The organism is Blautia sp. MCC269 (assembly GCF_018785655.1).
GTDB lineage: Bacteria > Bacillota > Clostridia > Lachnospirales > Lachnospiraceae > Blautia_A.
In genome coordinates, this window is the sequence record NZ_WQQE01000038.1 from 256,898 (window position 1) to 271,321 (window position 14,424).

Here is a 14,424-nt window from a genome sequence, read left to right on the forward strand (position 1 = left end):
TATTCGTAAGGAACTTTCGGGGAGAAAAATTTCTCCCCTCCTGTCCGTTACGATACCATTATATAATAGTGGTGGAAGATGTCCAGTCCTAATCGTAATATTTTATCCGACATTTTTTGTATCGGATGTGTTTTCTGTGCTGCTTTTTTCGCTGTCAAGTTTCCACTTACTGTCAGAGAGCAGTGCATAAACAGCACGGTCATGGCTCTTGGTCATGGCCTTTCTGGTGGAACTGTTGCTTCGCTGCACTACCGAAATCCGGTCAAAATCATCCAGTTCTTTTCCGGTAATGATCAGCTTGGTCGGATTCACGTAAACCGTATCGTACCATTCTCCGTTGATCTTCACCTGGCTGGACGGCGTAAAGTTGGTTCCCTGAATATAATAGGTATGGTCCGTCTCAGACACAACCTGAATGGAATCCAGTGTGGTATCATAGATTCCCATACGCATCTTGGTACGCTCAAAAGGATTCTCTCCGTCGTAGGAATACTGTTTTCCATAGAGAAGGTCATACTGCAATGTTTCCAGATCCACCTGATAATTCTTGGTGTTTCTTCTTGCCTGATGATATTTGAAAATATTTCCCTCATGGATACCCACGCGGTCCATAACCTCTGCTGCCATCTGGTATGCTGCAAGATTCTCTTTCTTTTTCTTAAGTCCGAAATTATCCCACATCACATACTCTGTCTGGAAGAGATATTTGTTATCCACATCCTCCACAGTCAGTCCCATGGTCGGCAGATGGTCACCGTACATAACCAGAACCACATCCTCCGGATAATCGGCGAGCTTATCTGTCAGCTCTTTGACAAAATTATCCATCTCATGAATCTGGTTTACGTAGTACTCCCACTTGTTGTTCAGTTCCTCGGTAGGTGCACCGGAAACTGTGATCTCCGGATTTTCCAGTACCGGTTCAGACGGATAATCCCCATGTCCCTGTACGGAAATAGTGTATACATAATCCGGGCCCTCTGTGGAATCCAGACATTTGATGATCTCATCAGTAAGCACGCTGTCCTTGGTCCAGCCCAGCGGGTTCTTCTGATTCTCATCCTTCATATACTCAGCGGAAGTAAAGGTATCAAATCCCAGATTCGGGAAAATGCTTCTTCTTCCATAGAAATTCGCCTCATTGTTATGTATGGCGTGTGTGGTATATCCCAGATTTTTCAGCACATACGGAGCACTCTCACAGGTGGTTTCCTTAAGAATACTCTTATAAGGATATTCACCCGGGCCAAAATAATGAAGGCTCATTCCGGTAATGGACTCAAACTCTGTATTGGCCGTTCCGGCTCCTACAGACGGAACCTTGTAATAACCGGAAGAATATTCTTCCATCAGTTTCCGGAAATTCGGGATCGGGTCCTCGGAAATATCCAGATAATTTACCAGTGTGGGATCAAAAAAGGACTCCAGCTGTAAAAACAGGATATTCGGATGGCTTCCGTCTTTTGTTTCCGGAAGGTTCTCCTCGGAATTTTCGATCTTTTGGATCTCATTTTTGGAATAGTCTCTTGGAGCACTGATTCCGGTATTGAAGATCGTTGTTGCCAGACAGTAAGGATATCCGTAATCCTCATAAGCAATGGCAATGTTTCCAAAATAATTGGAAAGTACTCTTTTTTCCAGAGCAAGCTGTGTGATTCCTCCAAAAGCAAGGATTCCAGCAAGAACCAGCGGAATATTCACCTTGTATTTCAGTTTGCCTCTGTATTTCGGCGATTTTATCAGAATGATCAGAAGGATCAGAACTGCAATGCCAAGAAGTACCGCACCGATCGTCATCTGGGTCTGTGTCAGGTACTTCTTTGCAATGCTGAGGCCATCGGTCAGGTTCTTTACATCCGGGCCTGTAAACGGTGTGACACGGTTGAGAAGAAGAACACCGTTTACGATTCCCAGAAACAGCCATAAGCTGCCAATAAAAATACGCCAGAAAATTCTCTTTCGGAAGAGATAAACAAGCAGCATAGTCGTAAAGATAAACGCCGTATTATAAGCAAATACAAGCGGCTTTGTGGTCATGTAGGTCCATGCCTCTGTGAACGAGTGCCTGCATATGGCCTCGATCACAAAGTACAGGACTGCACATCCCAGAGCCTGAAGTATCAGCGAAATCTTATTGAAAAAGTTACACCACTTCATTAAAACACTCCTTCGTTATTTCACCATCTGTGTTAACTGCAGGTTCACTTTCTCTTTCATCTCTTTGTATTTCTCAAGTTTCTCATTCTCTGCCTCTACCTTTGCTGCAGGTGCCTTGTTCACAAAGTTCGGGTTGTTCAGCATTCCCTCACAGCGGGCGATCTCTTTTGTAAGACGCTCCTGCTCTTTTGTGAGACGCTCGATCTCTTTTTCACGGTCGATCAGGTCTTCCAGCGGCAGATATACCACACCGTCTGCTACAACGATGGATACCGCATCCTCGCCGATTCCGCTCTTATCCTGCTGCACATGGATCTCTTTTGCAAACGCAAGGTTTGTAAAGGATCTCTTGCAGGACTCAAAACGTGCACAGCTCTCTGCGTCCTTGCCTACGATGTAGATATTTGTCTTTCTGTTCTGCGGTACGTTCATCTCATTTCTGGTGTTACGGATTCCACGTACAACTTCCTGGAAACTTGCAACTGCTTTCTCAGCATCTGCAAAGTTCATCTCGTCTTTGTATACCGGCCAGTCAGAGATCATGATAGACTCTTCCTCTGGAAGCAGTGTGCAGTAGATCTCTTCTGTGATAAACGGCATGAACGGATGAAGAAGCTTCAGTCCCTGTGTCAGTGCAGTACGAAGTGTCCACAGTGCATCGTTTGCTGCTGCCGGGTTCTCCTCTGCTTTCCACAGTCTTACTTTGGCCATCTCGATATACCAGTCACAGAGCTCATCCCACAGGAAGTCATAAACTTTCTGTACAGCGATTCCAAGCTCATATTTATCCATGTTCTCGGTAACATCGCGGATCACGGTGTTAAGTCTGGAAAGGATCCATTTATCCTCGTTGCAAAGAGCGTTCAGATCTTTCGGCTCTGTTACGGTCTTTCCTTCCAGGTTCATCATAATGAAACGGGATGCATTCCAGATCTTATTTGCAAAGTTACGGCTGGACTCTACACGCTCCCAGTAGAAACGCATGTCATTTCCAGGTGCATTACCTGTCATCAGAGTCAGACGAAGTGCATCTGCACCGTATTTGTCGATAACTTCAAGAGGATCGATACCGTTTCCAAGGGATTTACTCATCTTACGTCCCTGGGAGTCACGTACCAGGCCGTGGATCAGTACATGGTGGAACGGAGTCTCACCAGTCTGCTCCAGTGCGGAAAATACCATACGGATAACCCAGAAGAAGATGATATCGTATCCGGTTACCAGGACATCTGTCGGATAGAAGTACTCAAGCTCCGGTGTCTTATCTGGCCATCCAAGTGTGGAAAATGGCCACAGTGCGGAACTGAACCAGGTATCCAGTGTGTCCTCATCCTGGTGCATATGTGTGCATCCGCATTTCGGGCACTTCTCAGGCATTTCTCTTGCAACAACCATCTCACCGCACTCATCACAGTAATAAGCCGGGATTCTGTGTCCCCACCAGAGCTGACGAGAAATACACCAGTCACGGATGTTCTCCAGCCAGTGCAGGTAAGTCTTGTCAAAACGCGCCGGAACAAACTGAAGATTTCCGTCGTCCAGAGTCTTGATGGCAGCTTTTGCCATTTCATCCATTTTTACAAACCACTGTGGTTTGATCATCGGCTCTACGGTTGTACCGCAGCGGTCATGGGTACCAACACTGTGGCTGTGCGGAACAACTTTTACAAGGAGTCCCTGCTCTTTCAGGTCTTCTACCATGGCCTTACGTGCCTCGTAGCGGTCCATACCTGCATATTTTCCGCCAAGGCTGTTGATGGTTGCGTCATCATTGAGGATATTGATCTCCTCAAGGTTATGACGGCGTCCAACCTCAAAGTCGTTGGGGTCGTGTGCCGGTGTGATCTTAACGCAGCCTGTTCCGAATTCCTTGTCAACATACTCATCGGCAATAACCGGGATCTCTCTGTCTGTAAGAGGAAGTTTCAGCATCTTGCCTACAAGGTCTTTATATCTCTCATCCTCCGGGTTTACAGCAACTGCTGTATCGCCGAGAAGTGTCTCCGGACGTGTGGTTGCGATCTCAACGAAACGTCCTTCCTCACCTACGATCGGATAATTGATGTGCCAGAAAAATCCGTCCTGGTCCTCATGTACAACCTCCGCGTCAGAAATAGAAGTCTGGCATACCGGACACCAGTTGATGATCCTGGAACCTTTGTAAATATATCCTTTCTCATAGAGACGGATAAATACCTCCTGAACAGCCTTGGAACAGCCCTCATCCATGGTAAAACGCTCGCGCTCCCAGTCTGCGGATGCACCCAGTTTTTTCAGCTGGTTGATGATCTTTCCGCCGTACTCTTCTTTCCATGCCCAGGCATGTTTCATAAACTCGTCACGGCCAATCTCGTTCTTGTCGATTCCCTCTTTACGAAGTTTCTCTGTTACCTTAACCTCTGTAGCGATGGCTGCGTGGTCAGTTCCCGGCTGCCAGAGAGCCTCGTAGCCCTGCATTCTCTTGAAACGGATCAGGATATCCTGCATGGTCTCATCCAGTGCATGGCCCATATGCAGCTGTCCGGTTACATTGGGCGGCGGCATTACGATTGTGAAAGGTTTTTTGTCCGGATTTACTTTTGCATGGAAGTATCCGTTGTCCATCCATTTTTTGTACAGACGATCCTCAATACCCTTGGGATCATAAGTCTTTGCAAGTTCTTTGCTCATGTTTTCCTCCTGAATCTTTCTTGGGATCAAGCTGTCTTTTTGGGGCAGCTCTTTCTGATTATGGAAGCTTTAAAATGCTCCTGTTTTCTGCAAGAAAAAAGCACGCCCTCCACACCAAAGCTAACAACTCCTGTGCGAAGGGCGATCATTCTCGCGGTACCACCTTCATTATCCGGGAAAACTATCTTATCTGTTATTCCCGTCTATCTCTTATCCCTTAACGCGGGGTACGTGAAAACCTACACAGCAGCATCTGTTCTTCATTTCTGCTTTCAGTTTCCCGGCTTCTAAGCTACCTTCTGCAGTCTTACATCTGAAAATGCCTTCCAGCCTGCGCTTCTCCTGCGTCTGTGCATTTCTCTCTGTCAGCGTAGATCTGCATACTCCTCTTATTCAACGCCTTTACCATGTTCCTACTATAATGAAATTTTCTTTTTTTGTCAAGACGGAGGCCTGCTTTTCCGGGATTTCATATATTTTCAGGTTCTTGCTTGTCTTTCCTGACGCCACATATAGCATGAGGGCACCTGCAGTCATCTCTGCAGGTACCCTCATCAGTTACTTCGGTCTATCTTTAAATCTTGAAATGATTTTGGAGAATTTTTTATCTTCCGTACCGAAATTTTCACGCTCTTTTTTTCGAAGTGTACGGTTTTTGTTTATATAGGACTTAAACGACTCTTTTGTTTCCGTCCAGAACGTTTTGATCGATACGCCATTTTCTCTGTCGTATTTTGATGGAAATATTGCATACAATAAAAGTGCAATCAACACTCCAACACCGGTATCAATGATGCGGGCTATTGTATAGGGAAGTACACGCTCCGTCCCTACCGTATAGATCACAACAAAATAAATGACACTTCCCGGCTGGATCGCGGAGTCCGCTCCCAGTGCAAAATTACACCAGAGCACAAGACACAGCCCCAAAACAAGCCATATCCAGTCAGGAATCCCAAAAAGCTGGCGTATATACAATTCATAGAAAGGTATCACCAGAAGGCCTCCGACCAGAGTACCGATCACCCGGTTGATCCCGTTATGGAAACCTTCTTCAAACTGGCTTCCAACCCCGTAAACCGCACCGATCAATGCAAAACAGGGATTTCTTTTGTTTAAAATATATTCGTAAATAATGACAGTGATCAATGCTGCAAGAGCAGTACGCCACATCCTCGAACGAATACGGGGAGACCTGAAGTTTTTCAGTGGCGTAAGCTGCCATTTATCTGGCACCTGTGCTCTGTCCAACATTTCCTGCGGTCCAAATCCAAATGCCATATAACAATGTCCGTCCTTTATTACAGTCTCTTATGGCAGGTACGTGCAATAACATCAAGCTGCTGTTTCTTTGTAAGAGAAATAAACTTCACCGCATAACCGGAAACACGGATGGTAAAGTTCTGATATTCTTCTTTTTCCGGATGTTCCATTGCATCGATCAGTTTCTCAGTTCCGAATACGTTAACATTCAGATGATGTGCATCCTGTGAAAAATATCCGTCAAGAATATTTACCAGTTTTTCCTTACGCTCATCCTCGTCATGTCCAAGTGCTTCCGGATTGATAGTCTGTGTATTGGAAATACCGTCCAGTGCCCAGTGGTATGGTATCTTTGCAACAGAGTTCAGGGAAGCAAGCAGTCCGTTCTGCTCTGCGCCGTAAGACGGTGAAGCTCCTGGTGCAAAAGAAGTATATGCTTTTCTTCCGTCCGGTGTAGCTCCTGTAGCCTCTCCATATACTACATTGGAAGTAATGGTCAGGATAGAAGTACTCGGCTTGGAATCACGATAAGTATGACGACGGCGGATCTTGTCAAAGAACGTACGCAGAAGCCATGTTGCGATCTCATCTACACGAGGATCGTCATTTCCATAACGTGGGAAATCTCCCTCAATCTCGAAATCTTTTGTGATTCCTTCTTCATCACGGATGATCTTAACTTTTGCATATTTGATTGCACTGAGGGAATCTACAACATGTGAAAATCCTGCGATACCAGTTGCAAAAGAACGCTCACAGTCGTTGTCGATCAGGGCCATCTCTGCTGCCTCATAATAATATTTGTCATGCATGTAGTGGATCAGGTTAAGCACATTTACATAGATGTCTGCAAGCCAGTCCATCCACCAGTCAAATTTCTCGACAACTTCGTCATAATCAGCATATTCAGAAGTGATCCTTGCCATTGCCGGTCCGCACTGGATTCTGTGTTTCTCATCGAAACCGCCGTTGAATGCATACAGCAGTGTTTTTGCAAGATTTGCACGAGCACCGAAAAGCTGAATCTCTTTCCCTGTCTTTGTTGCAGAAACACAGCAGCAGATGGAATAGTCGTCTCCCCACTCTGGTTTCATAACTTCGTCATTCTCGTACTGGATAGAACTTGTATCAACTGAAATCTTAGCTGCATATTCTTTGAAAGCTCTCGGAAGGTTCTGGCTGTAAAGAACAGTCAGGTTCGGTTCCGGGCTCGGTCCCATGTTCTCCAGAGTATGAAGGAAACGGTAATCTGTCTTTGTAACCATATGGCGTCCGTCCAGGCTTGTTCCACCAACTTCAAGAGTTACCCATGTAGGGTCACCAGAGAATAACTGATTGTATTCCGGAATACGAGCAAATTTTACCATTCTGAACTTCATGGTCATATGATCGATCAATTCCTGTGCCTCATCTTCTGTAAGGATTCCTTTTTCGATGTCACGCTGAATGTAGATATCCAGGAAGGTGGAAATACGACCAACACTCATTGCGGCACCATTCTGTGTCTTGACTGCTGCCAGATATCCGAAGTACAGCCACTGAACTGCTTCACGGGCATTTCTTGCCGGTCTGGAAATATCATATCCGTAGATCTCAGCCATCTTCTTCATCTCATTGAGTGCTTTAAGCTGCTGGCTGATCTCTTCACGCATACGGATGACATCATCATACATGTTTCCGCATCCTGCACGGTAGTGAGCTACTTTTTTTGCCTCAATCAGACGGTCGATTCCATAAAGGGCCACACGGCGGTAGTCACCTACAATACGACCACGTCCGTAAGTATCTGGAAGACCTGTTACAACGTGTGTTTTTCTTGCAAGACGCATCTCCGGAGTATAGGCACCAAAAACAGCATCGTTGTGGGTTGTCACATAAGTAGTGAAGATTTTTTTGAGTTCCGGATTGATCTCATATCCGTAAGTCTCAGCAGCCTGAACTGCCATACGGATACCACCGTAAGGCATAAATGCGCGTTTCAGAGGTTTGTCTGTCTGTAAACCTACGATCTGCTCCAGGTCTTTCATGTCTTCACTAATATAGCCAGGACCATATGCGGTCAGACCGGAAACAACTTCTGTTTCACACTCCAAAACACCGCCTTTTTCTCTTTCTTCTTTCTGCAGCTTCTGAACATGGTTCCACAATTTCTCAGTTCTCTCAGTGGAACCTGCCAGAAAACTTTCATCACCATCATATGGTGTATAGTTTTTCTGGATAAAATCACGGACATTGATCTCTTCCTGCCAGATTTCTCCGCGGAAACCGTCCCATGCTCCTTTGCTGTCAAACTTTCCAGGTTTTGTCATTGGCATTGCCTGTATCCTCCTTCTTTTTGTATCTGCTTTGATACTCTTATTATATCCAATAACCCACATGGATAACAAATCAAGGATACATATGTCCGCATAAGAAAAACTTATGGACTTTTGGAGAAACAATGCCTATTCCACGCTCTTCAGTGACTCTACCATATTGATCTTTTTCAGCTTAAAATGCATCACCATATTTACAAACATGGAGAACCCAAAGGTAATGATTCCACTATAAACAAAGCTTATTGGCTTGATATTTCTTCCGAACATCACCGCATCTACCTCAACGGTTGTGATCACATACCTGTGAAGGAGGATTCCGAACACTGCGCCTGCCAGAATTCCTATGAAGGACAGCAGGATATTTTCCCGAAATACATACTGGGAAACTTCGCCATCATAAAATCCCAGGACCTTCAATGTTGCAAGCTCTCTCTGACGCTCTGTGATATTGATGTTATTCAGATTATACAGTACCACAAATGCCAGCATTCCGGCAGAAATGATCAGGACCCAGATCACCGCTCCGAGGGATCCCAGCATTCGCTCTACCTGACCTGCTGTGCTGCTTGTATAGCTGATACTTAAAGCTGCCGGATATTTCAGGATCGCATTTCCAAGAGTTTCCAGATCACTCTCCGTATCCTCTTTCATAGTATATACTGTACTTGAATACTTCGGTTTCTCCCCGAATGTTTTTTCATAGCAGGATGGGGTCATGTAAACGTAATGTCCCATATAGTTCTCTGTGACAGCAGTGATCTTTACTTTATACTTTCTGTTGTCTTTCTCCAGGATGATCTTGTCTCCTGCTTTCACACCGATAAGAGAAGCCGTTTTTTCACAGATCACCGCTCCATCATCGGTAAGCTCATACTGCTCGTGGGACTTTCTGTCACGCAATGTTACATCCTCTTTAAAATTTTCCGTATTTTCCGGAACATACACATAGATACTGACACTTCCCTTTTCTTTTGGAGCCGTCATCTTGGTGAGCTGCATACGGGTATAGTGATCGATCTCGCTGTTTCCGTCCAGGAATTTCAGAAGATCCTTTTCCTGGCTGTCTGTGGCATCCTCATCATTGATCACCATGGCATCATAGTGCTGGATCTGGTCATATTGGAGAATTGCAATATCCATAATGGAATCATAAAGTCCGAATCCTACAAGCATCAGTCCCATGCTTCCTGCAATTCCGAAAATGGTCATAAAAAGACGCTTTTTATAACGGAAAAGATTTCGCATGGACGATTTCCAGGAAAAGCTCAGATGCTTCCAGATAAAGCTGATCCGTTCAATAAGGATCCGTTTTCCTTCTTTCGGTGCAGGCGGCCGCATCAGGGATGCCGGCGTCTCTGCCAGGGTTCTTGCACTGGAAAAAAGTGTGGCACCCATAGTACAGATCACTGCTGCTCCGGAAGCGATCAGTGCATATTGTAACTCATAATCCAGCTGCATGTGATCGCCAATATTCCAGTACATGATCCCATAGGCTTGGATAATGATATACGGAAGAACCTTTTCTCCGAAAAGTACTCCTGCGATACTTCCGCCTACTGTTGCCAGAAATGCGTAGCTGAGATACTTGGATGCGATGGCTGTCTTTCCGTAACCCAGTGCTTTCATGGTTCCGATCTGTGTTCGCTGCTCCTCCACCATTCGTGTCATCGTGGTAAGACTGATCAGAGCCGCTACAAGGAAGAATATCATCGGGAAAACCTTTCCGATGTTTTTCAGTCGCTCTGCGTTATCACCAAAATCCGAATATTCCGGAAGGTCATTGCGGTCTGAGATGATCCATTCCGGTGTTTCAATATCATCCACCTCTTTCTGGGCATCCTCGATTTTCTGCCGGGCTTCCGCAATTTTGTCATCGGCCTCTTTTTTGCCGTCCTGATATTCTTTCTTTCCATCGGAAAGCTTCTTTTTTGCATCCTCCAGATCTTTTTTTGCATCTTTTAATTTCTGTTCATTTTCCCGGATCTCTTTTTCACCATCCAGGAGCTTCTGTTCATTTTCATCCAGTTCTGCCTGACTGCTGGTAAGCTTTTCCGTATTTGTCTGGATCTCTGCCTGTCCTGCATTTAACTGTGCCTGCTTTTCCTCCAGCTGCTGCCGCCCTGAGCTGAGCTGGGCTCTGGCCGAATCCAGCTGACTCTGGCCATCATCCAGAGTTGCCTGGTTTGCCGTAATTTCTTCTTTTGCCGCTGAAAGCTCAGCTTTCTTTGTTTCCAGCTCTTTTTTCCCTTTATCCAGTTCTTCCTGGCCTGCGTTCAGCTGTGCTTCTGTCTGGGAAAGTGTCTCTTCCTGTTCCTTGATCTGGCTGAAGCCCTCATTGATCTGACCAAGGCTGCTCTCCAAGGTAGCTCTTGTCTGGGCCAGCTCTGATTTTTTCGCTGTAAGCTCTGACTGTGCCCCGTCGAGCTGTGCCTGGCCGGCATTTATCTGTTCTTCCATTGCACTGATCTGGCCATTTAATGTCTGGATCTGCGTGGAAAGCTCAGCCAGCTCTTCCTGGTTTTTTCCTGCTTCCGCACCGGCGTCATACTGCGCCTGCAGCTCCGCCGCCTGACTGCTTAATGCCTCTTTCTGGCTGGTCAATTCATCCAGCTGTGCCTGCTGCCCGGAAAGGGCTTCTTCACTGGAACTGATCTGGGATTCGCCCTCAGAAACCTGTACAAGTCCTGCCTCACACTGTTCTTTCTGACTGGTGAGAGCAGCCTTTGTTTCTTTGATCGTATTCTTTCCCGTTTCCAACTGTTCTCTTCCACTGTCAAGCTCAGCCTGTTTGCTTTCCAGTGTTTTCTCCGCTTCCCGGAGCTGGGCCTCACCGTCACTTACCTGCTGTTTTGCGGCAGTCAGCTGTTCATATCCGGCAGTCAGCTCTGACTGCTTCTCATTTATCTGTGCTTCGGAGTCAGCAAGCTGGGATCTGGCAGCATTTAACTGGGACAGACCGTCTTCCACCTGCTGTTTTGCGCTGTTAAGCTGAGACCATCCATCTTCAATCTGTTTTCTTCCGTCAGCAAGCTGCTGTTTTCCATCGGTCAGCTCCTTTTTTGCATCACTGAGCTGCTGTTTTCCATCTTCGTACTCTTTTTTTCCATCCTCATACTTCTTCTGCCCATCATCCAGCTTTTTCTTCGCGTCGCCAAGTTTTTCCTCTGATTCCTTCTTTCCGTCCTCAAGCTCTTTTCTGGCATCATTCAGTTTTTCATTGGCTTCTGCGACGATCTCATCGTAGCGCAGACTGCACTGTTCTTTTTCGATGCCTTCCACACGCTTCTGTATTTTCCTGATAAGATTGTCGTAAGCATCGGTATAGCTGATCACATCCCCAGATTCATGAACCATAATATAGATCTGGGTAAAAGCTTCCTGTTCAAAATCCTCAGGAAGAATGTATCCGAAGCCGCTGACCTCACCCGATCCAAGAGTCGTATTTCCTCTGTTAAATGAAATATAAAGAGGGCTGCTTCCGATTCCCACAACTGTATAGGTTGTTTTTTTCAAAAGCTCACTGTCTCCATCCTCACTGACAGATATGGTATCCCCGATTTTATACCCCCGATTCTTTGCAAATGGCTTGTCCAGAAAAATCTCGCCGCTTTTTTCCGGTATCCTTCCTTCATCTGCTGTAAGCAGATTAAAATTGCTGCTGATAGATTCCAGATGAAGAACCTTCCTGGCATCGTCCTCTCCACTCATAACATCCGTAGAGTAGCTGCCCTCAGCCAGTTCCACACCGTCAATATCCGATACCGCTTTTACATCACGCTGAGTCAGTCCCAGGGTTCCCTGGATCTTCAGATCCATCAGCTTTGCTGCTTCATAATAAGCATCTCCGGAATATCTCATATCCGGAGAAGACGCCTGGATCCCGGAAAAAAATGCAACACCCAGTGCCACGATCAGAAAGATCGAGATAAAACGTGCTTTACTTTTCCGGATCTCCATCCAGAAATCTTTGTGTAATGCCTTCATTCCGTCACCTACCATTCAATCTCTTCCACTGGTGTGGGATGTGCATTTTCAGTCATCCTGGAAACCTTGCCGTTTTTGATCTTGATCACACGGTCGGCCATAGGTGTCAATGCAGAGTTATGAGTAATGACAATAACCGTCATGCCCCGTTCCCTGCAGGTATCCTGAAGGAGCTTCAGGATTGCCTTGCCGGTCTGATAATCCAACGCTCCTGTAGGTTCATCACAGAGCAGAAGCTTTGGATTCTTCGCCAGCGCTCTGGCTATGGAAACTCTCTGCTGCTCACCGCCGGATAACTGTGCCGGAAAATTGGTCAGTCTCTCCCTCAGCCCTACTTCCTCCAGAACTGTCCTAGCATCCAGAGGATCCTTACAGATCTGAAGAGCAAGCTCCACATTCTCCAATGCAGTCAGATTTGGCACCAGATTATAAAACTGGAATACAAATCCAATATCCTCCCGTCGGTATCCGGTCAGCTGCCGGTCTGTATATTTTGCAATATTTTTTCCATCGATCCAGACATTGCCGGATGTGGCCTTATCCATTCCGCCCAGGATATTCAGCACCGTTGTCTTTCCGGCACCGCTTGGTCCTACCACAACCACAAATTCTCCTTTTTTTATCCGGAAGCTGATCTCATCCACAGCTATGATCTTCACTTCTTTTGAGCCATAGATTTTGGATACATTCTCCAGCTTCACATATTCTTCCGTATGCTCCATTTCCACCCCTCCTCTTTACTCTCTATATGATTTCAGGGGGCTTTTATCTGCCCCCTTTTAATTCTCTCACTCACGTATCACAGCTGTAGAAAAATGTTTTCGGCTGTGATCGAATATTATTAATAACTATATTTATAAGTATATCGGTTCTTAATTCAAAATGCAATTTCTACTTATATTTTACAAAGATTTTTCATTCCTGCGCATTTGTATTTTACATTTCTTTTCTATAATACAGACAAATAAAGGAAATCAATATTATAGCTGACTGTTGCTGACAACAGCAGAAGTATAATTCCAGCAAAACAGGAGGAATGGATTATGTATAAAGTACTGTGGAATCACTTAGATCAAAATTTAAAAAAGGCCCCTGCGCCAGCTGTTTTTCTTGCACTTTTGACAGCTGGATGGAGTGCAGCCGGAATTCTTGCAGGATTACTTGTTTGTCTGGAACTTCAGACAGAACTGATGGTGAAGCTGACTGTGATCTTATGTGCCGGTGGATACGCCGGACTGATTCCCGGTTTCTTCGGTGGGATCTTTTATCTTTACCGAATGGATCTTCGGAAACCTTCTGCGGATCCTGTAGCTGATCTGGCAGCTGAAGCGGAAAAAGCTTCTGCCGATCCTACTTCATTGATCTATTTTCACAATAATTGACAAAAAAGCAGAACTCTGCCTGGTTGTGCAGGGTTCTGCTTTTTTTATTGAATATGTGTATTAAGTTTGATTACTTTCTTATGGAATCCGCAAGCTTTTTTGCTTCTGCTGTCAGTTCTCTTATTTTGTCAAATTCTCCTGCCTTCACAAGATCTCCTTTTACCATCCAGCTTCCGCCGCAGCAGAGGATTTTGTCACAGGAAAGATAGTCCTCAAGGTTTTTCGCATTGATCCCGCCGGTAGGCATAAAACGGATTCCTGTATAAGGAGCTGCCATTGCAGAGCATGACGCTTTGCGTGCCCAGGATGCCATGTACCTTCATCTGGTTTATAACCGTAAAAGGATCCTGCTTACAGAAAAAAATTCCTGATCTATCGGACAGCATCAGGAAAGGATGCTGTCCGATCTTCCAGAAGTCTGTCTTCACGGCCTTCAGCAAGTACATTTTTATAGAAAAAATAAGCCCTGGAAATTCATCTTTCCAGAGCTTTCTAAGAGGTGCCACCCGGATTTGAACCGGGGATAGAGGTGTTGCAGACCTTTGCCTTACCACTTGGCTATGGCACCATGCTCCCCCTGTTGGACTCGAACCAACGACACTGCGGTTAACAGCCGCATGCTCTACCGACTGAGCTAAGGAGGAATACTT

At 45.6% G+C, this 14,424-nt stretch carries 7 protein-coding genes, 2 tRNA genes and 1 pseudogene; 1 reads left to right on the forward strand and 9 read right to left on the reverse strand.

The window, feature by feature from the left end; genetic code table 11:
• Positions 1-102: 102 nt before the first annotated feature.
• The 6 genes from GPK88_RS12710 to GPK88_RS12735 form a co-directional block, all read right to left on the reverse strand.
• Entirely contained in the window at positions 103-2,157 is a 2,055-nt protein-coding gene (locus tag GPK88_RS12710) for an LTA synthase family protein (protein WP_148448930.1), read from the reverse strand.
• Positions 2,158-2,172: 15 nt separating this feature from the next.
• Entirely contained in the window at positions 2,173-4,827 is a 2,655-nt protein-coding gene (locus GPK88_RS12715; RefSeq protein ID WP_173762676.1) for a valine--tRNA ligase, read from the reverse strand.
• A gap of 558 nt (positions 4,828-5,385) precedes the next feature.
• A complete protein-coding gene (locus GPK88_RS12720; protein ID WP_173762677.1) occupies positions 5,386-6,108 on the reverse strand; it encodes an FUSC family protein in 723 nt (240 codons plus the stop codon).
• A gap of 20 nt (positions 6,109-6,128) precedes the next feature.
• Positions 6,129-8,405 carry a formate C-acetyltransferase gene (pflB, locus tag GPK88_RS12725; protein ID WP_173762678.1) on the reverse strand — a complete coding sequence of 759 codons (2,277 nt, stop codon included), beginning with the start codon at positions 8,403-8,405 and terminating at the stop codon, positions 6,129-6,131.
• A gap of 129 nt (positions 8,406-8,534) precedes the next feature.
• On the reverse strand, positions 8,535-12,392 hold the full coding sequence (locus GPK88_RS12730; RefSeq protein WP_252197768.1) for an FtsX-like permease family protein: 3,858 nt from the start codon (positions 12,390-12,392) through the stop codon (positions 8,535-8,537).
• Positions 12,393-12,400: 8 nt separating this feature from the next.
• The gene (locus GPK88_RS12735; protein WP_021977039.1) at positions 12,401-13,114 is read right to left on the reverse strand and encodes an ABC transporter ATP-binding protein; all 714 of its coding nucleotides are present in this window, start codon (positions 13,112-13,114) and stop codon (positions 12,401-12,403) included.
• A gap of 321 nt (positions 13,115-13,435) precedes the next feature.
• On the opposite strand from GPK88_RS12735, the gene GPK88_RS12740 reads away from it, so the two are divergent.
• The gene (locus tag GPK88_RS12740) at positions 13,436-13,774 is read left to right on the forward strand and encodes a YozE family protein (RefSeq protein ID WP_021977038.1); all 339 of its coding nucleotides are present in this window, start codon (positions 13,436-13,438) and stop codon (positions 13,772-13,774) included.
• A gap of 70 nt (positions 13,775-13,844) precedes the next feature.
• On the opposite strand, the pseudogene GPK88_RS12745 reads toward GPK88_RS12740, so the two are convergent.
• From GPK88_RS12745 to GPK88_RS12755, 3 genes and pseudogenes are all read right to left on the reverse strand, one after another.
• Positions 13,845-14,054: pseudogene (locus GPK88_RS12745) on the reverse strand (bifunctional 4-hydroxy-2-oxoglutarate aldolase/2-dehydro-3-deoxy-phosphogluconate aldolase); the annotation flags it as partial.
• Between the two features lie 217 nt (positions 14,055-14,271).
• Positions 14,272-14,342 (reverse strand) — tRNA-Cys (locus GPK88_RS12750).
• A gap of 3 nt (positions 14,343-14,345) precedes the next feature.
• A tRNA-Asn gene (locus GPK88_RS12755) sits at positions 14,346-14,418 on the reverse strand.
• Positions 14,419-14,424 lie beyond the last annotated feature (6 nt).